Consider the following 22,380-nt stretch of genomic DNA (forward strand, 5'->3'; position numbering starts at 1 on the left):
GCTCAGGCTGACGCGTTTAACCGGGTACGCAGCCAGCTATAACCGATCACCGCCGATAGCAGAGAACCAATCAGGATCCCCAGTTTCGCCCAGTTAATCAGCTCCGGATCAACGTTACCAAACGCCAGGCTGGCGATGAAAATAGACATCGTAAAGCCAATCCCGCACAGAATACCCACCGCCATGATTTGCTGGAAGTTCGTGCCTTCAGGCAGCTGCGCCACCTTGAGGCGTAACGCCAGCCAGCAGAACAGGCTAATCCCCAGCGGTTTACCGATAAGCAGGCCGGCGATAATCCCCAGCGGCAGGATGGAGGTCAATCCGTCCATCGTCACACCCTGCAGTGGAACCCCCGCATTGGCGAAGGCAAACAACGGCAGAATCAAATAGGCTACCCACGGATGCAGCACATGCTCCAGACGTTTCGCCGGAGAACGGCCATGCTTTTCCTTCAACGGGATGAAGAAACCGACAATCACACCCGCCAGCGTCGCATGCACGCCTGACTTCAGCACTGCGGTCCACAGCACGACGCCCACCAGGATATAAATACCGGTACGTCTGACACCACACAGGTTCAACGCCGCCAGAATAAGAATCGCTAATGCGGCAACCCCCAACGACAGCAGAGAAAGATCGCTGGTATAGAACAGTGCGATGATCACAATCGCGCCAAGATCGTCAATAATCGCCAACGCCATCAGAAAGATTTTCAGCGCCAGCGGAACACGGCTGCCCAGCAGCGCCAGTACGCCTAGCGCAAAAGCGATATCCGTTGCCGCCGGGATCGCCCATCCTTCACGTGTGATGGGGTCGGCATAGTTGAATGCCAGATACAACAGCGCCGGGACAATCATCCCGCCAATCGCGGCAATCACCGGAAACGCCGCCTGGCGCAAACTGGCCAGCGATCCCTGCATCAGCTCACGCTTAACTTCCAGACCAATCAGCAGGAAAAACACCGCCATTAAGGCGTCGTTGATCCACAGCAGCATATTTTTATTGATCTCAAGCGCGCCGACCCGCAGTTGAACCGGGGTCTCCAGAAAGTCGTGGTACCATCCACTGGTTACGCCGCTATTGGCCATCAACATTGCTACTACCGCAGCGATGATCAAAATAATGCCTCCCGAGGCATCGCTACTAAAAAAACGATGTAGATGTTTCACTTTTATTCTCTCTATTGGGTGAATACTTCGTAATTACTATCTTACTCCGCATAACTCATCGTTAATATTAGATTATTCATGATAAATAGATCGGTTTTTACGATGCATTTCTTAACCTGTAATCAAGACGGCCTACTGAGACCAGTACGACAGAGAGAAAGATATCCTCCGTCAAGATCTACAAAAATTTCGAGATCAGAGTATTCTCGTATTCATTGATATATTGGGATAATAATCAAAGAGCTAAAATGGACTTAACACCTCGCCCACAAGAAATACTGAGATCCTGGCAACGAACTGAGTTTTTCCAGCCTTATACGCTTGAAAGAAAAGATGAAAGTGTGCTAATCCCACTAAAAAATCTCATTAAATTTGGTGATAATTTACTTCCGTGGCATTCAGAAAAATTACGTCAGCAATATGATTTATCGCCTAAAACATCATTTATTGTCCACTTGGGATTATTCGAGAAAAGCATCGTCAGTCGCATTAGCCTGGACGTGATTGGGCCAAGTGAAGAGAATGGCGAAGAATGTGAACAACGCCTGAATCAGGAAGGAACAACCTGTTTTGCCAAGATACAGTTGAATGGAGAAGGTGTACCCGCAAGTGACAAACTGTCGGTCAGCTCGTTACCTTGGGCACTAGGTCACCTAAAAAAGCGCCAACTCCACAAGCTTGACTCATCTGAATTCGCGGCCGATTGTATGTATCTTGCTGATACTTTCAGTAATTTCTGCAACATGTTAAAACCGATTAGAGAAGAAGGCCCTGGAGTATTGTGTGCAAACGATATTCTCATGCTGCTTAACACACATTTAGCTACATGGGCGGACTTTACACCCGAATGGCAATACGCCGTACAAATTGACTGGTTTACTGGCAACGGCGATAGCCAGGACACACCTCAGAAAGATGAAATCGAAACGGAAGAGATCCTAAGTGACAATGAAAATGCGTTCGCACTTCCTATCTTGAACAGCTTCTTTGTTGAGGATCTTGAAGATGCAATAACATCATTGGCAGACACTCAATGTCGTACTCTCAATACTTACCTCACTCACAGGGTTGACAGACACCCAGATTTATATACTCAGCAGGGGCTTACATCTATTATTAATCAGTTGCACCCAGCCAAAATGCCTCTGGGTCGCTGGCCTTCAGAACCAGGGCATGCAATGTCATTAATGCAACAGTTCGCGATTAATACAGCAGTAGAAGAACTTGCTGAAGGAGGATTGTTGTCTGTCAACGGACCTCCAGGTACTGGTAAAACAACTCTGTTGCGTGATCTGGTCGCGTACAATATCGTTGAACGAGCCCGAGTGCTTGCAGATTTCAGCAAAGTAGAAGATACACTCTCTCATGAAGGCTTTATCGTACCGGAACTGACCGGTTTCGAAATGATTGTGGCCTCATCCAATAATGCAGCTGTAGAAAATATATCTAACGAATTACCGCAAAAGAAATCGCTAGCTAAAGAATTTCGTTCTCTTGACTATTTGTCGCCAACAGCAAACCAAGTGGCAGCGGAGTCCCTACCCAAATCCGTGCATAAAAAAGCTAAAGATGGAAAAGGAAACGAGCGTAGTTACCCTAGCTTTCGGCCTCTTAAAACAGAAAAACAGTGTTGGGGATTAATTTCAGCAGCACTTGGAAGAAAAGAAAACCGGGCTAAATTTGCCCAGCGGCTACTGTTTGATGAGCATTTTTTACGTAACACTCCAGCCGAAATGTCCAGGCCAGACAGTGAAAATTTTCTCAGCATTTGGCGCTGGAAGTCTTGTCACAATAAACTCTCATTCACCACTGCGAAGCAGCATTTCATTGATTGCTTAAAAGCGACGCAGGAACCGCAAAAACAGTTAGAAGAATTTGCCGAATTATTGGCGATAAAACCTGATGGTTCATCTGATGTACTATCTTCTGACCTGGTAAAAACAACAGTGCGATGTGAAGAGCAACTTAGCGCACTGAAGGCATTTGAAGATGAGCGGGACGTAATTGAAAAACAGGCTCAACATGCCAGGCAGCAGCAAAAAATAAAAGAAGATGATGCTCCAGGCTTGCTGACTCGTTTGCTAAATCGTAAAAAAGTTCATGCTCATCAGCAGTCATTACGTCATGTACAACAACATCTTTTAACCCTCGATATGGTGTTAGCGCAAAAAAGACAACACATTACCGAGCAACGTAAACAACTGAATGAAGCAAAAACCAAACAACGTCTCTTACAGGAAGAAATAGAACGGATTACCCTGCGGAGAGAGAAAATAGAACAAAAATTGCGGAGCCTGACAAATCAGTTTTCAGGCATATCAATACCTGATAGCCATAAGTCCATTGATAATGCCGACTTACAGCGCACCGCATTTTGGCAAAACGAGCAAGTTAACCGCCAACGCTCTCTGCTATTTATGGCTGCAATGGATCTTCACCAAGCCTGGCTTTATGAGGCAATGGGAATTAAACGTTTCAGAGAAATGTTCCTGCGCCGCTTAGGGGGCTTTTTAAAAGCCCCTCATCTTGAGCCCACGCCATTACCTTGGTGGCAAACTCTAAGCATGTTTACTCCCGTACTCTCCACAACCTTTGCCTCGGTAGGCAGAATGTTTCATGGGGTGAAAGGTGGCGAGCTCGGCTGGGTAATGATCGATGAAGCAGGCCAGTCATCACCTCAGCAGGCTGTCGGAGCTATCTGGCGCGCCAGGCGCGTGCTCATTGTAGGCGATCCATTACAGATTGAGCCTGTATTCACCACCTCACCGGCACTGGCTCTACACCTTTCTCAGGACCTTTTACACGAGCATGCTGAAAAGTGGAATCCAGAAAAACTCTCTGTCCAACAGGTTGCCGATCGCGTCAATCATTGGGGCTGTAAATTGGAGACGATGAATAATAGCATCTGGATTGGGATCCCTTTGTGGGTGCATCGACGTTGTATTGAACCGATGTTCAGTATTGCTAATAAGCTGGCATACAATGGTCGAATGATTCACGGACTTAATACTGAAAAAATCTGCAGCCGTCTCGTGAATGACGAACTTGAAAACCACTGGCTGATTTCAAGAGGTGGTCAGGGTGACAAACAGTATCGTGATAGCCACGGTCAAAGCCTAATTATTCTGCTGGACCGCCTACTCGTGGAAAATATAGAACTAAGTTCTATTTACGTGATTACCCCATTCAAGGCTGTTAAGTACGCGTTATTGGAATTGATTGAACAAAGAGAGCTACCAAGCTGGCAAAAATACTCACCGCAACTAACACGTAAAGAAATCAAGGAGTGGAAAAAAAACTGTATTGGCACAGTCCATACATTTCAGGGGAAAGAAAACGACATTGTTATTTTTGTTCTCGGATGCGATGAACATAATCGCGGCGGTGCAGAATGGGCTTCGAGCAAACCTAATCTTCTGAACGTCGCCCTTACCCGGGCAAAAAAACATATTTTTGTTATCGGCGATCCCTTGGTATGGCAGACATTACCTGGATTTAAAAGTGTAGCGCATGTATTACCAGAGAAAGTAGAAGCAAGTATTATTGTTAAATAGATAAACCTGAAGTGGCAGTGAAAGCTATACCAAAAATTAAAGCCTGAGACTCTTTAGTCCCAGGCTTTTTATCAAATTTATGGCGGTAAATTAGCGCGTCAGGTCGTCAAAGAATTTCTTCACGCCGTCGAAGAAGCTTTTAGAACGCGGGCTGTTTTGTTCCCCCGTCGGGCCACCAAAACTGTCCTGCAGATCTTTCAGCAACTGTTTCTGCTTGTCGTTCAAACCAACCGGGGTTTCAACCACCACGCGACACAGCAGATCGCCCTGAGCACCACCGCGTACCGACTTAACGCCTTTACCACGCATACGGAAAAGTTTACCGGTTTGCGTTTCGCCAGGCACTTTTAACTTCACGCGGCCATCCAGCGTCGGGACTTCAATCTCGCCGCCCAGCGCAGCCATCGCAAAGTTGATCGGCACTTCACAGTACAGGTTATTTCCTTCACGTTCGAAAATCGGGTGCTGTTTCACCTGCACCTGAACGTACAAATCGCCTGACGGTGCGCCATGCTCACCCGCTTCGCCTTCACCAGATAAACGAATACGGTCACCGGTATCAACCCCTGCCGGGATTTTAACGGACAGTGTTTTGCTCTTCTCTACGCGGCCATGCCCGTGACATTTGTTGCACGGATCTTTAATTAGCGTACCGCGGCCCTGACAGTGTGGACAGGTCTGCTGTACGGCAAAGAAACCCTGACGCATCTGCACCTGACCGGAACCGTGACAGGTCGGACAGGTCTGCGGCTGAGTCCCGGATTTCGCGCCGCTGCCGTGGCAAACGTCACACTCTTCCAGCGTAGGAATACGGATCTCTTTGGTGACGCCACGCACGGCTTCTTCCAGAGTGAGATCCATGTTGTAACGTAAATCCGCACCACGTGAGGCGCGCTGACGGCCACGACCACCGCCAAAGATATCGCCAAACACGTCACCAAAGATATCGCCGAAGTCAGCACCGCCGCCGAAACCGCCACCGCCGCCCATACCGCCTTGCTCAAACGCAGCATGACCGTACTGATCGTAAGCCGCGCGTTTTTGCGCGTCGGTCAGGATCTCGTAGGCTTCTTTGATCTCTTTGAATTTGGCTTCGGCCTCTTTATCACCCTGGTTACGGTCCGGGTGAAATTTCATGGCCAGGCGCTTATAGGCCTTTTTGATTTCACGCTCTTCCGCTGTTTTGGAAACGCCCAAAATCTCGTAATAGTCTTGCTTAGCCATCTCTTTTTATCTGCCCCTAACATGCGTGCACGGGCGGAGAGGAAACCTCTTCGCCCGTGCCAGTGTTTTACCCGTTCAAAGGGCGATTATTTTTTGTCTTTCACTTCTTCAAACTCAGCGTCGACAACATCGTCATCTTTCGCGTTGTTCGCGGAAGCATCAGCTGAACCCGCCTGCTGCTGTGCATGCTGCTGCTGAGCGATTTCCATCAGTTTCTGGGAAACCTGTGCCAGCGCCTGCATTTTCGCTTCGATATCTGCTTTGTCTTCGCCTTTCAAAGACGTTTCCAGCGCAGTCAGAGCGGACTCGATAGCAGTTTTGTCGTCAGCCGGCAGTTTATCGCCTGCTTCTTCAACCTGCTTGCGAGTGCTGTGCAGCAGATGATCACCCTGGTTACGGGTCTGGACCAGCTCTTCAAACTTACGGTCAGATTCTGCGTTCGCTTCTGCTTCGCGAACCATTTTCTGAATTTCTTCTTCGTTCAGACCAGAAGACGCCTTGATGGTGATCTTCTGCTCTTTACCGCTGTTTTTATCTTTCGCAGAAACGTGCAGGATACCGTCAGCATCGATATCGAAGGTCACTTCGATCTGCGGCATACCGCGCGGTGCCGGGCTGATACCATCCAGGTTAAACTGACCCAGATCTTTGTTATCAGCAGCACGTTTACGTTCACCCTGCAGCACATGGATGGTTACCGCAGACTGGTTGTCTTCAGCGGTAGAGAACACCTGGCTGTGCTTGGTCGGGATAGTGGTGTTTTTCGCGATCAGCGGAGTCATCACGCCGCCCATGGTTTCGATACCCAGAGACAGCGGGGTAACATCCAGCAGCAGTACGTCTTTAACATCACCGGTCAATACACCACCCTGAACAGCAGCACCGATTGCTACAGCTTCGTCCGGGTTAACGTCTTTACGCGGTTCTTTACCGAAGAACTCAGCAACTTTCTTCTGTACCATCGGCATACGAGTCTGACCACCGACCAGGATAACGTCCTGAACGTCAGAAACAGACAGACCAGCATCCTGCAGAGCAACTTTCAGCGGCTCGATAGAACGGTTAACCAGGTCTTCTACCAGGCTTTCCAGTTTCGCACGAGTCACTTTGATGTTCATGTGTTTCGGACCAGACGCATCTGCAGTGATGTACGGCAGGTTAACGTCGGTCTGCTGCGCAGAAGACAGCTCAATTTTCGCTTTCTCTGCGGCTTCTTTCAGGCGCTGCATTGCCAGCGGGTCGTTACGCAGGTCAATGCCCTGATCTTTCTTAAATTCATCAACGAGATAGTTGATCATGCGGCTATCGAAGTCTTCACCACCGAGGTGGGTATCACCGTTGGTTGCCAGAACTTCGAAGGTTTTTTCACCGTCAACTTCGTCGATTTCGATAATAGAGATATCGAAGGTACCACCACCGAGGTCGTAGACCGCGATAGTACGGTTGCCGACTTCTTTGTCCAGACCGTAAGCCAGTGCAGCAGCGGTCGGTTCGTTGATGATACGTTTGACTTCCAGACCTGCGATACGGCCGGCGTCTTTCGTTGCCTGACGCTGAGCATCGTTGAAGTATGCAGGTACGGTGATAACCGCTTCAGTTACCGGTTCGCCCAGGTAATCTTCAGCCGTTTTCTTCATTTTTTTCAGCACTTCAGCAGAGATCTGCGGCGGTGCCAGTTTCTGACCTTTTACGTCAATCCATGCATCACCGTTGTCAGCACCGATGATTTTGTACGGCATGATGGCTTCATCACGCTGTACTTCTTCGTCCTGGAAGCGGCGGCCAATCAGGCGTTTAATCGCAAACAGGGTGTTTTGCGGGTTTGTCACTGCCTGACGTTTAGCCGGCTGACCAACCAGAGTTTCACCATCCTGGGTATAAGCAATGATAGAAGGCGTGGTGCGATCGCCCTCGGCGTTCTCCAGCACACGTGCAGTAGTGCCATCCATAATCGCTACACAAGAGTTGGTAGTACCCAGGTCGATACCAATAATTTTACCCATCTAAACGTCTCCACTAAAAATTCTGTCATCAGGTGGTTGTGAATCTGTAATAAGGGCGAAACGTGCGGTTTCAACTACCCTGAATCGTTTTTTTTCAGACTCACCACTGCGGTTGTCTACAAGATGGGGTCGTAACCCACTTCATCAAGGGGGGAATGAAAATTTTTTTTAGCCTTGTGGCAATAAAATCACAGAAAAAAGGCTAAAAGATAAAAAATGAATAGTTGCCAACCAGAATTAATTCGCGCAATCAATTTAATAAGTAAAGTTATTCACATAAAAATTGTAATAAAAAGAAAAGATTACGAGCATGAATCGTTTTTCCGACGGCGGTAAGATGGTCTGAAGTCACACACTTTTGCAGCCGTCAAAGAGAAATCCCATGAAATCCACGTTAACCCTTTCCGCCAGCCTGTTTATGGGCCTGCTGCTGAGCAGCGCCGCGCACGCTAACGATCATAAAGTTCTGGGTATGATTGCCATGCCCAGAAATGCAACCAACGATCTCACGCTAAGAATCCCTGTTTGTCGTGTCGTGAAGCGTATTCAGTTGGAGGCAGACCGTGGCGATATCACGCTAAATGGCGCTTCCGTTTATTTTAAAGCTGCCCGCATGTCCAGCCAAAGTCTGAATGTGCCTTCCTCCATCAAAGAAGGGCAAACGACCAACTGGATCAACATTAATAGTGACAACGACAATAAGCGCTGCGTCAAAAAAATCACCTTCTCTGGCCAGTCAGTCAATTCCTCCGATATGGCGACCTTAAAAGTCATTGGTGATGACTAACCCCTGACTTCTCGGCCATGATATTCAGTACTGGGGAAAAAAATTCATTTTCCCCTCATCAGATCATAGACAGCCCCCTCTCCCCTGATTATCATGCCGCGCCCCGAAGTCCATGATCGTTTTTCGGGGAAATTATTTCACCATTCAATCAATGATGATTTTGAGGAATTATGGGCAACACTAAGTTGGCTAATCCGGCACCGCTGGGTCTGATGGGCTTCGGCATGACCACCATTTTGCTTAACCTGCATAATGCGGGTTTCTTCGCCCTTGACGGTATTATCCTGGCGATGGGACTGTTCTACGGCGGTATCGCGCAAATTTTTGCCGGTCTGCTGGAGTACAAAAAAGGCAATACCTTCGGCTTAACCGCCTTCACCTCTTACGGCTCGTTCTGGCTGACGCTGGTCGCGATCCTGTTAATGCCGAAAATGGGCCTGACAGAAGCACCGAACGTGCAGTTCCTCGGCGTGTATTTGGGTCTGTGGGGCGTGTTCACCCTGTTCATGTTCTTCGGCACACTGAAAGCAAACCGCGCGCTGCAGTTTGTCTTCCTCAGCCTGACCGTGCTGTTCGCCCTGCTGGCTGTGGGCAATATTGCGGGTAACGAAGCGATTATTCATGTTGCTGGCTGGATTGGCTTAGTGTGTGGCGCAAGCGCCATTTACCTGGCGATGGGTGAAGTGCTGAACGAACAGTTTGGCCGCACCATCCTGCCAATTGGTGAAATGCACTAATTCTGTCTGTATCCCCCCGCAAGGGGGGATAATCCTTACAGACGCTGTAATTCTCCCTCAGCATCCGTATCACGATGATAAATATCCTGTCGTAGCCAAATCCCCAGTCCTAAACCCACCAGCGAAAGCGCCAGCACATACCAGGCCGGAGCCATCGGCGACACACTCATCAACATCGTGACCGCGATTGGCGTCAAACCACCGAAAATGGCATACGAGACGTTATAGGAAAAAGAGATACCGGTAAAACGGACTTCCGCCGGGAACGCCCGTACCATCACGTAAGGCACCGCGCCAACCACGCCAACGCACAGCCCAACCAGACCGTACAACAGGAACAGATGCTCAGGATGACTGCCGGTCAGGTGATAGAAAAACCAGCTGGAACAGGCCAGCAGCAGGCTACCGACAATAAAGGTTTTGCTGGCACCCGCTCTGTCGACCACGAATCCCGCCAGCAAGCACCCGATGCACAGCATAATGGTGGCCACGCTGTTGGCCTGTAACGTCAGCGCAGGTGCAAAACCATACTGTTTTTGCAGCCAGACGGGCGACATCAGGATCACCACCACAATCCCAGCCGAGAGCAGCCAGGTCAGTAGCATTGACACCGCCACCGCTTTTTTATGCTTGCTGACGACCGACTTCACCGGCAGTTCCTGCGCCAACGCTTTGCGCTGCTGCATCTCGAGAAAGATCGGCGTCTCCTGCAACCAGCGGCGCAGATACATTGCCACCAGCCCAAACGCACCTCCCAGCAAGAAAGGTATACGCCAGCCGTACTCATGTAGCGCCTGCTGCGTCAGGCTGGTATTCACCAACGTGGCCACCACCGAGCCCAGAAGGATCCCCACCGTTAACCCGGCTGTCAGCGTTCCACAGGCAATGCCGATACGGCGCTCCGGCACGTGTTCGGCAACAAACACCCACGCCCCCGGCACTTCTCCTCCAATGGCGGCACCTTGCAGAATACGCATCAGCAACAGCAACAGCGGGGCCAGGATCCCCATCGAGGAATACGTCGGCAGCAGGCCTATCGCCAGCGTCGGTATCGCCATCAGTAAAATGCTCAGAGTGAACATTTTTTTGCGCCCGACCAGATCGCCAAAATGCGCCATGATGATGCCGCCTAACGGGCGCGCCAGATAGCCCGCAGCAAAAATACCGAAGGTTTGCACCTGACGTAGCCATTCGGGAATGTCCGCGGGGAAGAACAGCTCACCCACAACGGCGGCAAAGAAGACAAAGATAATAAAATCATAAAACTCGAGCGCCCCACCGAGAGCAGCGAGCGAAAGGGTTTTATAATCCTGGCGATTCAGCGGTCGAGAATGTTGTGACATAGCAAACCATGCGTCAGTGGAGTGATTGAAGGTGCTTAGCGATATGTGTAAATCAAAAATTACTATACCGTAAACAATTCAATACTCCACTGGCATTGCGCTTTATGTCACGAAAAGGCTACTTTCAGGCGTTTATATCGCGTATCGCGCTTTTAGGCCGAAAAGATGCTACCACTTCCGGGGCGGTTTCCACATACGGCCCATCCAGCAGCTGTATACAATATGGTACACTTGCAAAAATACCCGCCACAATAACGTTACCGTCGGCGTCTTTCACCCCTTCCAGCGTTTCTTTGATCGATTTCGGCTGGCCAGGCAGGTTGAGGATCAGTGCCTGCTTGCGAATAACCCCAACCTGACGGGAGAGGATCGCCGTCGGCACAAAGTGCAGGCTAATCTGGCGCATTTGTTCACCAAAGCCGGGCATCTGCCTGTCGGCTACCGCCATCGTAGCATCTGGGGTTACATCACGACGCGCCGGGCCGGTGCCGCCGGTGGTCAGCACCAGGTGACAGCCCATTTCATCAACCAGTTCACACAATGTTTGTTCGATGATCGCCTGCTCATCCGGGATCAACCGGGTTTGCAATTCAAAAGGCGTTGTCAGGGCGGACGCTAGCCACTCTTCAAGTGCGGGAATACCCTTATCCTGATAAACACCGCTGGAGGCACGGTCAGAAATAGAAACTAAGCCAATGCGTAAAGTATTCATGATTATTCCGTTTAAACAGTCTCGTTAAACAGAATGATACACTGCGAAGGGAAGGACAGACAGATTTCAGAAGAGGTAGCGTGACCCCCGTCAGGGCCACGCGCAAATGATTACAGCAGATCGCCGATCATTTTTTCCAGTTTGCCCTGGTCTACAGCAAACTTACGGATACCGTCCGCCAGTTTGTCTACAGCCATCGGATCCTGGTTGTGTTGCCACAGGAACTCAGCTTCAGTGATACGTGCAGGACGCGCTTTCACTTCGCCAGAGAAGGACAGTTTACGTTCGAGCGCGCCTTCGCTCTCAGCCAGCTCTTTCAGCAGTGCCGGGGCAATAGTCAGACGATCGCAGCCCGCCAGCTCAATGATTTCGCCAATGTTACGGAAGCTCGCGCCCATCACCACGGTTTCGTAACCGTGCTGTTTGTAGTACTCATAGATTTCCGTGACGGAAACCACACCCGGATCTTCTGCCGGTGCGTACTCTTTCTTATCGGTGTTGGCTTTGTACCAGTCCAGAATACGGCCAACGAACGGAGAAATCAGGTACACGCCTGCTTCTGCACATGCACGCGCCTGCGCGAAGGAGAACAGCAGAGTCAGGTTACAGTTGATGCCTTCTTTTTCCAGCTGCTCCGCGGCACGGATACCCTGCCAGGTAGAAGCCAGTTTGATCAGAATGCGATCGTTGCTGATGCCAGCATCGTTGTACATTTTGATCAGACGTTTCGCTTTCGCGATAGACGCTTCGGTGTCGTAGGACAGGCGCGCGTCAACTTCAGTAGAGATACGACCCGGGACCAGTTTCAGGATCTCCAGGCCGATGTTTACCGCCAGTTTGTCCGTCGCGTCGACGACCTGCTGCGCGCGGTCGTTGCTCTGCTGCTTAGCCCAGGCCACAGCGTCATCAATCAGCTTGCGGTATTCCGGGATCTGCGCTGCGTTAAGAATGAGAGAAGGGTTAGTTGTGGCATCCTGAGGCTGATACAGCTTCATTGCCGCGATGTCTCCGGTGTCGGCCACTACAGTGGTGAACTGACGAAGGGAGGTCAATTTGTCCGTCATGATAGCGTTTCTCTTTAAACAGCGTGTTAGGGGGATGTAACCGATCTTTCCTGATGATAGCACGACGCACTCTCAGCGCAACCGCCGGGAGTGCCTCACCTGCCGTTCAGCCCTGATTACGCATCTCAGAGCCTATAGTGCGCAATTAAAGAGTCGACCTGATGTTATGGTAAACTCCCGCTATCAATCTCATTACAAGGTTTATACTGTTCGATAATTGGTAGCGCTTACATCAGGATATTAGCGCGTGCCGGCATCAACAAGAGGGATGTTAATGCCTGATTTTTTCGCATTTATTAATGAAATACTGTGGGGCTCGGTGATGATCTATCTCCTGCTGGGCGCAGGATTTTGGTTCACTTACCGTACCGGTTTCGTCCAGTTCCGCTACGTTCGCCAGTTTGGCAAAAGTCTTAAAAATAGCATCAATCCGCAACCTGGGGGTTTAACCTCATTTCAGGCTCTGTGTACCAGCCTCGCCGCCCGTATCGGCAGCGGGAACCTGGCAGGCGTTGCCCTGGCTATCGCGGCTGGGGGGGCGGGTGCCGTCTTCTGGATGTGGGTCTCGGCGGTGATCGGCATGGCAACCTCATTTGCCGAATGCTCACTCGCCCAACTGTATAAAGAACGCGACAGTAAAGGCCAGTTTCGCGGCGGACCCGCGTGGTATATGGCGCGCGGGCTGGGCATGCGCTGGATGGGCGTTCTGTTCGCCATCTTTTTACTCATTGCCTATGGCTTAGTTTTTAACAGCGTCCAGGCGAACTCGGTCTCGCGTGCACTGGAGTTTGCTTTTGACATCCCGCCCCTCGTATCCGGGATCTCGCTGGCAGTGCTGTCTTTGCTCGTCATCGTCGGCGGTATTAAAGGCGTTGCCCGCCTGATGCAATGGATCGTGCCCTCAATGGCCCTGCTGTGGGTCGGCTGCAGCATCGTCATCTGCCTGTGGCATATCGGACAGATCCCTGAGGTCATCGTCACCATTGTGAAAAGCGCGTTTGGCTGGCAGGAAGCCGCCGCCGGCGCCGCCGGGTATACGCTAAGCCAGGCCATTGCCAGCGGCTTTCAACGCGGTATGTTTTCTAATGAAGCGGGCCTGGGTTCAACGCCTAACGCCGCGGCCGCAGCCGCGTCATGGCCTCCGCATCCCGCCGCACAAGGCATTGTGCAGATGATTGGCGTGCTGGGCGATACGTTGGTTATCTGTACGGCCAGCGCAATGATTATTCTACTGGCAGGCCATGGCACCACGTACGTTCCAATGGAAGGTATTCAACTGGTCCAGAAGGCCATGGTAACGCTCACGGGGGAATGGGGTGCCGGGTTCGTTGCGCTGATTGTGGTTCTGTTCGCCTTCAGCTCTATTGTCGCTAACTACATTTATGCAGAAAATAATCTGATCTTTCTGAAACTGGACACCATGCGCATCATCTGGATTTTGCGTATTACCACCGTCTGCACCGTGATCGGCGGAACACTACTCCACTTTCCGCTGGTGTGGCAGCTCGCCGACATTATTATGGCCTGCATGGCCATCACGAATCTGACGGCGATTTTGCTGCTTTCCCCGGTTGTTCATACTCTTGCCAGCGACTACCTGCGCCAGCGAAAACTCGGCGTGCGACCGGAATTTGATCCGCAGCGTTATCCTGATATCAGACAACAGCTTGCACCTGATACCTGGGATGAGCCGCCGCGCAGCTAGCGCGGCAATCGCAACCATCGATCAATTCTGTCGTTTTTTTTGCTACAGTCGCAGTAAATCTCCCGCAAGGACTGGATATGCTGATTCTGATTTCACCTGCAAAAACGCTCGACTACCAAAGTCCACTGGCCACCACGCGCCATACGCTGCCCGAGCTGCTGGACCATTCCCAGCAGCTTATCCACGAAGCGCGTCAGCTGTCTGCACCGCAAATAGGTAAGCTGATGGGGATAAGCGACAAGCTGGCGGACCTGAACGCCACCCGTTTCCACGACTGGCAGCCTGACTTCACGCCCGATAATGCGCGTCAGGCCATCCTGGCGTTTAAAGGCGACGTCTACACTGGGCTGCAGGCAGACACCTTCAGCGAGGCCGATTTTGATTTCGCCCAACGGCATTTACGCATGTTGTCCGGGTTGTACGGCGTGCTGCGCCCGCTGGATCTGATGCAGCCTTACCGCCTCGAGATGGGCATTCGCCTTGCCAACACCAAAGGCAAAGATCTCTACCAGTTCTGGGGGGACATCATCACTGACAAGCTGAACGAAGCGCTGGAAGCACAAGGCGACAACGTGGTGATTAACCTCGCCTCGGATGAGTATTTTAAGTCCGTGAAACCGAAAAAACTGAACGCGGAGCTGATCAAACCGGTCTTCCTCGACGAGAAAAATGGCAAATTCAAAGTGATCAGTTTCTATGCTAAAAAAGCGCGCGGTCTGATGAGCCGCTATATCATTGAAAACCGCTTAACCCAGCCAGAACAGCTGACCGCCTTTAACAGCGAGGGCTATTTCTTTGATGAAGAAGCTTCCGATAAAGGCGAGTTGGTGTTTAAACGTCACGAGCACTAGTGTACATGCCGGATGGCGGCTAACGCCTTATCCGGCCTACGACACAAAACAAATGCCCGTAGGCCGGATAAGACGCGCTAGCGTCACCATCCGGCACAACAATTACCCGCGGGTCATCATCAGTTGACGCAGCGCGGCAAAATCAGCCGGTAGATGATGCGACAGCAGCGGCAAGTCCGCACGCTCCGCCAGCTCTTTTGGTAGATCCAGCGTCACATCAAGGATCTGTTCAACGCTTTCTTTAAACTTCGCCGGGTGTGCGGTCCCAAGGAACAGGCCATATTCGCCTGGGTTCAGTTGATCACGCAGCGCGCGGTACGCCACCGCCGCGTGCGGCTCTGAGGTGTAGCCAATCGCCTGCAGCTCACGCATCGTTTCCTCAGTGGTCGCATCGTCAACGGCCGCATAGCCCAGTTCGTTCAGACGCCAGATTTTACGACGGAACAGTTCTTCCACGCGCGGCCAGTTGTTCGGCTGGCTGACATCCATGGCATTCGATAAGGTCGCCTGGGTGGCTTTTGGCGCCCACTCGCCTTCTTCAAGGAAACGCGGAACCGTATCGTTGACGTTGGTTGCCGCGATAAAACGCTTCACCGGCAGACCGAGCGATTTTGCCAGCAGTCCAGCGGTCAGATCGCCAAAGTTGCCGCTCGGTACAGAAACCACCAGCTGATTGCGCGCCTCCTGCGGCAGTTGTGCCACGGCCTCAAAGTAGTAACAGATTTGCGCCAGCAACCGGCTGATGTTGATCGAGTTAGCCGAATTTAATCCCAGCGCCACCTTCAGTTCTTCGTCGTCAAACGCCTGTTTCACCAGCGCCTGGCAGGCATCAAAATCTCCGTCAATGGCGACAGTTTCAATGTTTCCACCCAGCGTACAGAACAGTTTTTCCTGTAACGGGCTGATCTTACCGTTAGGATAGAGGATCACCACGCGCACATTTTTCAGGCCATAAAAGGCATGCGCGACCGCCGCCCCGGTATCGCCGGACGTGGCCGTCAGGATGGTTACCGGCTTATCGCCGCTGATGTGCGTCAGCATCTGCGCCATAAAGCGCCCACCAAAGTCTTTAAAGGCCAGAGTCGGACCGTGGAACAGCTCCAGACAACCGACATCCCCCGTCACCTGAGCAACCGGCGCAGGGAATGCAAACGCCGCGCGCACGCGATCTGCGAGGACGTCATTTGCGATTTCATCACCAATAAAGGCGGACAGGATCTTTGCGCTACGGCTGACAAAATCCAGCTTCAGCATTTCATCGATTTCGGTCAGGCTAAATTCCGGCAGATCGTGCGGAAAAAATAACCCCTGTTTTCTACCCAACCCTTGGGTGACGGCCTGCGCGAAACTGACCTGCTCGTTATGATCTTTTAGATTGTAGAGTTTCATTTATTTTCCCAGTACCCGTGCGCCTGCCGTGTCCAGCCGGCAAATATGAACAAAGCCTTCCTGATTTTGCAGGTAATTTTTACCCAGCCAGTCTGCAACCCGCTGCGCCGTCTCCGGTTTATCGCACAAGGCAAACAGCGTCGGTCCAGAACCGGAAATACCACTGGCCACCGCGCCGATTTCCGCCACCGCCTGACGCGCCTGGCTGAAGCCGGGCAGCAAGCGGGTGCGATATGGCTCGGCAATCACATCTTTCATCAGCTTTGCCGCTAACCCTGGCTGACGGGAATAGCAGGCATGAATGAAGCCCGCCAGATGTCGCCCGTGGGCGATGCAATCCTGGCGACGGTATTGCGCCGGTAAAATCGCCCGCGCTTCAGCCGTTGAAACCTTAATTCCCGGATAGGCCAGCACCCACAACCACTCATCAAAGCCTGGCACCTGTTGGCTGATAATGCCGTTTTCCTCAATCATCAACTGCATACCGCCCAAAAAGCACGGTGCCACATTATCGTAGTGAACACTGCCGGAGATACGCCCTTCCAGCTCACCCATGATCGCCAGCAGGCGGGTGTCGTTGAGCGGTTTACCGCAGTGCTCATTCATTGCCACCAGCGCGGCCACAACAGAACAGGCGCTGGAGCCTAAGCCGGAGCCAATCGGCATATTTTTTTCCAGCGTCATCGTCACCGGAACGGCTTTCCCCAGCTCCTGACAAAATCGCTCCCAGCACTGGTAGACGATATTTTCCCGCGGCTCTGACGGCAGTTTGCTCGCAAAGCGCCCCAGATTGTTGAGGCTAAAGCTGTCAGCAGCTTCCACAGAGACAACATCACCTAACAAAGAACCATCAACAGGCGTAACCGCCGCCCCGAGCACATCAAACCCGACGCTCATATTGGCACTGGAAGCCGGGGCATAAACTCTCACCATGTTAAACTCCTAACTTCCATGAAAGGGTGCGAAGCAGATCGGCAAAGACGCCCGCCGCCGTGACATCATTACCTGCACCGTAACCACGCAGTACCAGCGGTAATGGCTGGTAGTAGTGACTGTAGAACGCCAGCGCGTTTTCGCCATTTTTCACTTTATACAACGGATCGTTGCCATCCACTTCGGCGATTTTCACCCGACACACACCGTCTTCTTCGATATTGCCAACATAGCGCATGACTTTCCCCTCATCACGGGCTTTCGCCACGCGCGCGGCAAACGCATCATCGAGCTGCGACAGCTTAGCCATAAACGCAGAGACAACGCCAGAATCATCAAAATCTTGCGGTAACACCGGCTCAATAACGATATCGCTAAGCTCCAGCTCGCGACCGGTTTCGCGGGCGAGGATCAGCAGTTTGCGCGCCACATCCGTCCCGGAAAGGTCATCGCGTGGATCGGGCTCGGTATAGCCCATTTCGCGTGCCAGCGTGGTGGCTTGCGAGAAGCTCATGCCTTCATCCAGTTTGCCAAAAATAAACGACAGCGAACCGGACAGAATCCCCGAGAAGCGTTGCAGTTCATCACCTGCACTGAGCAAGTTTTGCAGGTTTTCGATAACCGGTAAGCCTGCGCCAACGTTGGTGTCATAGAGGAATTTACGTCGGGACTTCGCGGCGGCAAAACGTAGCTGATGGTAGTAATCCATCGACGAGGTATTCGCCTTTTTATTCGGCGTCACGACGTGGAAGCCTTCGCGTAGGAAGTCCGCATACTGATCTGCCACGGCCTGACTTGACGTACAGTCCACAATCACCGGGTTAAGCAGATGGTATTCTTTCACCAGGCGAATTAAGCGACCGAGGTTGAAAGGTTCCTTGGCTTCCGCCAGCTCCGCCTGCCAGTTTTCCAGATTCAGACCGTGAACATGGGTCAGCAGGGCCTTCGAGTTCGCCACCCCGCAAACACGTAAATCAATATGCTTGCTCTTCAGCCAGGTTTGTTGCCGCTTAAGCTGTTCAAGCAGCGCAGACCCGACGCCACCGACGCCTATGACAAAGACTTCGATCACCTGATCGGTATTGAACAGCATCTGATGCGTCACGCGCACGCCGGTGGTGGCATCATCATTGTTCACCACCACCGAAATAGAGCGCTCAGACGAGCCCTGGGCGATAGCCACGATATTGATGTTGGCACGCGCCAGCGCGGCAAAGAATTTCGCGGAGATACCGCGCAGCGTACGCATACCGTCGCCAACTACTGAGATGATCGCCAGGCGCTCAGTGACCGCCAGCGGCTCCAGCAGCCCTTCTTTCAACTCGAGGTAGAATTCATCCTGCATCGCACGCTGTGCACGCGCACAGTCGCCCTGCGGAACGCAGAAGCTGATGCTGTATTCAGAAGACGACTGGGTGATCAGTACCACCGAAATCCCTGCGCGAGACATCGCGGCAAACACGCGGGCCGCCATGCCGACCATCCCTTTCATTCCAGGGCCCGACACGCTAAACATCGCCATATTGTTGAGATTCGAAATGCCTTTTACCGGCAGATCATCTTCATCGCGGCTGGCACCAATCAGCGTACCCGGCGCTTGCGGGTTACCGGTATTTTTAATCAGGCAAGGGATCTGGAACTGGGCAATCGGGGTAATGGTGCGCGGGTGAAGCACTTTGGCGCCGAAATAAGACAGCTCCATCGCTTCCTGATAAGACATTGACTTCAGCAGTCTGGCATCGGGGACCTGACGCGGGTCGCAGGTATACACGCCGTCAACGTCCGTCCAGATCTCACAGCAGTCTGCACGCAAACAGGCGGCCAGCACGGCGGCGGAGTAATCAGAGCCGTTACGTCCCAGCACCACCAGCTCACCTTTTTCATTCCCGGCGGTAAAGCCTGCCATCAACACCATATGGTCTGCCGGAATACGGCTGGCGGCAATTCGACGCGTAGACTCGGTAATATCAACGGTCGATTCGAGGTAATGACCCACCGCTAACAGTTTCTCAACCGGATCAATAACCGTCACTTTGTGGCCACGTGCTTCCAGCAGCCCGGCCATAATTGCGATCGACATTTTTTCACCACGGCAGATAAGCGCGGCGTTGATGCTGTCCGGGCACTGTCCCAGCAGGCTGATGCCGTGCAGGACATGCTTAATTTGGGCAAATTCTTGTTCAACAAAGGCTTTGAGTTGCGCCAGCGGGAAACCGGGCTGAACCGCGGCAAGACCGACCAAAAGCTCAGAGAAAATACGTTCGGCGTCGCTGATATTGGCTAAAGCATCCTGGCCACCGATGGTCTTCTCAATCATCGCCACCAGATGGTTAGTGATTTTTGCCGGGGCAGAGAGGACGGTCGCAACCTGCCCCTGCCTGGCATTGCTTTCCAGAATATCGGCAACCCGCAGAAAGCGCTCTGCATTTGCCACTGATGTACCGCCAAACTTCAACACTCGCATGGTTTACCTCGTTGCCTCTGGTCGAAAAAAAAGCCCGCACTGTTTAGGTGCGGGCTTTTTTCTGTGTTTCCTGTACGCGTCAGCCCGCACCGTTACCTGTGGTAATGGTGATGGTTGTAGTAATGGTGGTGCCGATGCGTTTCATGATGTTGTGTGCTCTGTAATTATTATCTGTCTGTGCTCTATTCTTTTAGGGTTAAAGTATCTCGTGACCTAAGTCAATAAATTTCTAAATTGATCACGTTACGAAACTTGTTCACGAGTCACTGCTTACCGTTTTACTTTCAACCAATACGGCGCGTCAGACACGCTTGAAGTCAGAATAAAAAACTCACAAAGAATAGATTGGCAATGTTTTATTTTGTGATATTTTTTTCAATATCATGTAAAAAACGGTGCAACATTGCCGTGTCTCGCTGCCCTAACAGGCCCATTCGTTGTTGCAACCAGTCCGTGAGTTTGATGTCATCGGCAACATCCAGCGTGGTCAATAAACGTAAAACACGCGTCCGTAATGCCTGGAGCTGAAGATCATCCGTTACCTCAGCGGTTTTAGCGGGCTGTTGTATTAAACCGGCTAATTGATAGCAATACACCATCACCGCCTGCCCCAAATTCAGTGAAGGATAGTCAGCCACCATCGGTACGCCGGTCAACACGTCCGCCAGCGCCAGTTCTTCATTCGTCAGGCCAGAATCCTCACGGCCAAAAACCAGCGCAGCGTGATCCATCCACGCCGATTTTTCCTCCAGCAACGGAACCAATTCGACCGGAGTAGCGTAATAATGAAACTTTGCGCGACTGCGCGCCGTGGTAGCAACGGTAAAATCCACGTCGTGCAGCGCCTCGGCTAACGTTGTAAAAACGTTAATATTATCAATAATGTCACCCGAACCGTGGGCCACCCAGCGCGTGGCCGGTTCCAGGTGTGCCTGACTGTCAACGATCCGCAACTCGGTGAATCCCATGGTTTTCATCGCACGGGCTGCCGCACCAATATTTTCCGCTCTGGCAGGGGCCACCAGAATAATTGTTAAACGCATTTTGCTACTCTTTTTGGTCAGTTTGCCGATAATAATGTGATGCACATCAACATATTACGCAGCGCGAATTTACATATTTTTAACAGAGATCACTGAAAAAGCATTTTACATTAAGTAAAAAATGCTAAACTGTTTCGTACCTGTACTATTGCTTTTTATGTTAACAGAAGTTGCATATCCTTCTGTTTATTCATGATAATTTAATTTAAAATGGATCTCATTCGTTGGATTCATTACATTTATTAGTTAGCGCGTGCAACTAGTTGTATTATTGCAATTTTGTGATGAACGCTAACATTTGGATACGATGATTTCATCAAACTGTTAACGTGCTACAATTGAACTTGATATATGTCAACGAAGCGTAGTTTTATTGGGTGTCCGGTACGTCTTAGCCTGTTATGTTGCTGTTAAAATGGTTAGGATGACAGCCGTTTTTGACACTGTCGGGTCCAGAGGGAAAGTGCCCACGACCAAGCTAATGATGTTGTTGACGTTGATGGAAAGTGCATCAAGAACGCAATTACGTACTTTAGTCATGTTACGCCGATCATGTTAATTTACGACATGCATCAGGCAGGTCAGGGACTTTTGTACTTCCTGTTTCGATTTAGTTGGCAATTTAGGTAGCAAACATGCAGACCCCGCACATTCTTATCGTTGAAGACGAGTTAGTAACACGTAACACGTTGAAAAGCATTTTCGAAGCGGAAGGCTATGATGTATTCGAGGCGACAGATGGCGCGGAAATGCATCAGATCCTCTCTGAATATGACATCAACCTTGTGATTATGGATATCAATCTGCCAGGTAAAAACGGTCTTCTGTTAGCGCGCGAACTCCGCGAACAAGCTAACGTTGCGCTGATGTTCCTGACGGGCCGCGATAACGAAGTCGATAAAATTCTCGGCCTCGAAATCGGCGCGGATGATTACATCACCAAGCCGTTTAACCCGCGTGAACTGACTATCCGTGCTCGTAACTTGCTGTCCCGTACCATGAACCTGGGCACGGTCAGCGAAGAACGTCGTAGCGTCGAAAGCTACAAGTTCAATGGTTGGGAACTGGACATCAACAGCCGTTCTCTGATCGGTCCTGACGGCGAGCAGTATAAACTGCCACGCAGCGAATTCCGTGCCATGCTTCACTTCTGTGAGAATCCGGGCAAGATCCAGTCTCGCGCAGAACTGCTGAAAAAAATGACCGGTCGCGAACTGAAGCCGCATGACCGTACCGTTGACGTGACTATCCGTCGTATTCGTAAGCATTTCGAATCTACGCCGGATACGCCAGAAATCATCGCCACCATTCACGGTGAAGGCTATCGTTTCTGCGGCGACCTGCAGGATTAATCTCATCCTTGCGGGAACAAAAACGGCGCGTAAAGCGCCGTTTTTCATTT

18 protein-coding genes and 1 other annotated feature are annotated in these 22,380 nt (G+C 51.2%); of the genes, 6 read left to right on the top strand and 12 right to left on the bottom strand.

What is annotated here, in order from left to right:
• Window positions 1-2 precede the first annotated feature (2 nt).
• Complete coding sequence (gene nhaA / locus FDW98_RS06565) at window positions 3-1,169, bottom strand: Na+/H+ antiporter NhaA (RefSeq protein WP_096758370.1); 1,167 nt, start codon at window positions 1,167-1,169, stop codon at window positions 3-5.
• A 248-nt stretch (window positions 1,170-1,417) separates the two neighbouring features.
• On the opposite strand from nhaA, the gene FDW98_RS06570 reads away from it, so the two are divergent.
• Window positions 1,418-4,723: an ATP-binding protein gene (locus tag FDW98_RS06570; protein ID WP_096758371.1), complete on the top strand. Its 3,306-nt coding sequence runs from the start codon at window positions 1,418-1,420 to the stop codon at window positions 4,721-4,723.
• Window positions 4,724-4,813: 90 nt separating this feature from the next.
• Here FDW98_RS06570 and dnaJ read toward each other — a convergent pair whose 3' ends face one another.
• Entirely contained in the window at window positions 4,814-5,947 is a 1,134-nt protein-coding gene (gene dnaJ / locus FDW98_RS06575) for a molecular chaperone DnaJ (RefSeq protein ID WP_096758372.1), read from the bottom strand.
• A gap of 86 nt (window positions 5,948-6,033) precedes the next feature.
• Complete coding sequence (gene dnaK, locus FDW98_RS06580; protein ID WP_096758373.1) at window positions 6,034-7,950, bottom strand: molecular chaperone DnaK; 1,917 nt, start codon at window positions 7,948-7,950, stop codon at window positions 6,034-6,036.
• Window positions 7,951-8,332: 382 nt separating this feature from the next.
• On the opposite strand from dnaK, the gene FDW98_RS06585 reads away from it, so the two are divergent.
• Both FDW98_RS06585 and satP read left to right on the top strand, forming a co-directional pair.
• A complete protein-coding gene (locus FDW98_RS06585; RefSeq protein ID WP_096758374.1) occupies window positions 8,333-8,737 on the top strand; it encodes a DUF2541 family protein in 405 nt (134 codons plus the stop codon).
• Between the two features lie 170 nt (window positions 8,738-8,907).
• Entirely contained in the window at window positions 8,908-9,474 is a 567-nt protein-coding gene (gene satP / locus FDW98_RS06590; RefSeq protein WP_096758375.1) for an acetate uptake transporter, read from the top strand.
• A 35-nt stretch (window positions 9,475-9,509) separates the two neighbouring features.
• Here satP and FDW98_RS06595 read toward each other — a convergent pair whose 3' ends face one another.
• From FDW98_RS06595 to tal, 3 genes are all read right to left on the bottom strand, one after another.
• Window positions 9,510-10,817: an MFS transporter gene (locus tag FDW98_RS06595; RefSeq protein WP_096758376.1), complete on the bottom strand. Its 1,308-nt coding sequence runs from the start codon at window positions 10,815-10,817 to the stop codon at window positions 9,510-9,512.
• A gap of 124 nt (window positions 10,818-10,941) precedes the next feature.
• Window positions 10,942-11,529, bottom strand: a complete 588-nt coding sequence (gene mog, locus FDW98_RS06600) for a molybdopterin adenylyltransferase (RefSeq protein WP_096758377.1) — start codon at window positions 11,527-11,529, stop codon at window positions 10,942-10,944.
• Window positions 11,530-11,639: 110 nt separating this feature from the next.
• The gene (gene tal, locus FDW98_RS06605; RefSeq protein ID WP_096758378.1) at window positions 11,640-12,593 is read right to left on the bottom strand and encodes a transaldolase; all 954 of its coding nucleotides are present in this window, start codon (window positions 12,591-12,593) and stop codon (window positions 11,640-11,642) included.
• Between the two features lie 274 nt (window positions 12,594-12,867).
• Here tal and FDW98_RS06610 point away from each other — a divergent pair, with 274 nt between their 5' ends.
• Together FDW98_RS06610 and yaaA are read left to right on the top strand one after the other, a co-directional pair.
• On the top strand, window positions 12,868-14,298 hold the full coding sequence (locus FDW98_RS06610; protein WP_096758379.1) for a sodium:alanine symporter family protein: 1,431 nt from the start codon (window positions 12,868-12,870) through the stop codon (window positions 14,296-14,298).
• A 77-nt stretch (window positions 14,299-14,375) separates the two neighbouring features.
• Window positions 14,376-15,149 (top strand): peroxide stress protein YaaA, encoded by a 774-nt coding sequence (gene yaaA / locus FDW98_RS06615; RefSeq protein WP_096758380.1) that lies wholly within the window; start codon window positions 14,376-14,378, stop codon window positions 15,147-15,149.
• Between the two features lie 102 nt (window positions 15,150-15,251).
• Here yaaA and thrC read toward each other — a convergent pair whose 3' ends face one another.
• From thrC to yjjY, 6 genes are all read right to left on the bottom strand, one after another.
• A complete protein-coding gene (thrC, locus tag FDW98_RS06620) occupies window positions 15,252-16,538 on the bottom strand; it encodes a threonine synthase (protein ID WP_096758381.1) in 1,287 nt (428 codons plus the stop codon).
• On the bottom strand, window positions 16,539-17,471 hold the full coding sequence (gene thrB / locus FDW98_RS06625; protein ID WP_096758382.1) for a homoserine kinase: 933 nt from the start codon (window positions 17,469-17,471) through the stop codon (window positions 16,539-16,541).
• 1 nt (window position 17,472) lies between these two features.
• Window positions 17,473-19,935, bottom strand: a complete 2,463-nt coding sequence (gene thrA / locus FDW98_RS06630; RefSeq protein WP_096758383.1) for a bifunctional aspartate kinase/homoserine dehydrogenase I — start codon at window positions 19,933-19,935, stop codon at window positions 17,473-17,475.
• 23 nt (window positions 19,936-19,958) lie between these two features.
• Window positions 19,959-20,085: a sequence feature (Thr leader region), on the bottom strand.
• Window positions 20,015-20,080: a thr operon leader peptide gene (gene thrL / locus FDW98_RS06635; protein ID WP_096759473.1), complete on the bottom strand. Its 66-nt coding sequence runs from the start codon at window positions 20,078-20,080 to the stop codon at window positions 20,015-20,017. Its footprint overlaps the feature before it by 66 nt.
• Before the next feature lie 206 nt (window positions 20,086-20,291).
• Window positions 20,292-20,978 carry a tRNA/rRNA methyltransferase gene (locus FDW98_RS06640; RefSeq protein ID WP_096758384.1) on the bottom strand — a complete coding sequence of 229 codons (687 nt, stop codon included), beginning with the start codon at window positions 20,976-20,978 and terminating at the stop codon, window positions 20,292-20,294.
• 399 nt (window positions 20,979-21,377) lie between these two features.
• The gene (yjjY, locus tag FDW98_RS06645; RefSeq protein WP_001541509.1) at window positions 21,378-21,518 is read right to left on the bottom strand and encodes a protein YjjY; all 141 of its coding nucleotides are present in this window, start codon (window positions 21,516-21,518) and stop codon (window positions 21,378-21,380) included.
• A 95-nt stretch (window positions 21,519-21,613) separates the two neighbouring features.
• Between yjjY and arcA the strand changes: the two genes are divergently transcribed.
• Window positions 21,614-22,330, top strand: coding sequence for a two-component system response regulator ArcA (arcA, locus tag FDW98_RS06650; protein WP_001194359.1), 717 nt, complete (start codon window positions 21,614-21,616; stop codon window positions 22,328-22,330).
• Window positions 22,331-22,380 lie beyond the last annotated feature (50 nt).

The sequence above is a fragment of the Citrobacter sp. wls711 genome (assembly GCF_005281055.1).
Lineage (GTDB): Bacteria > Pseudomonadota > Gammaproteobacteria > Enterobacterales > Enterobacteriaceae > Citrobacter > Citrobacter gillenii.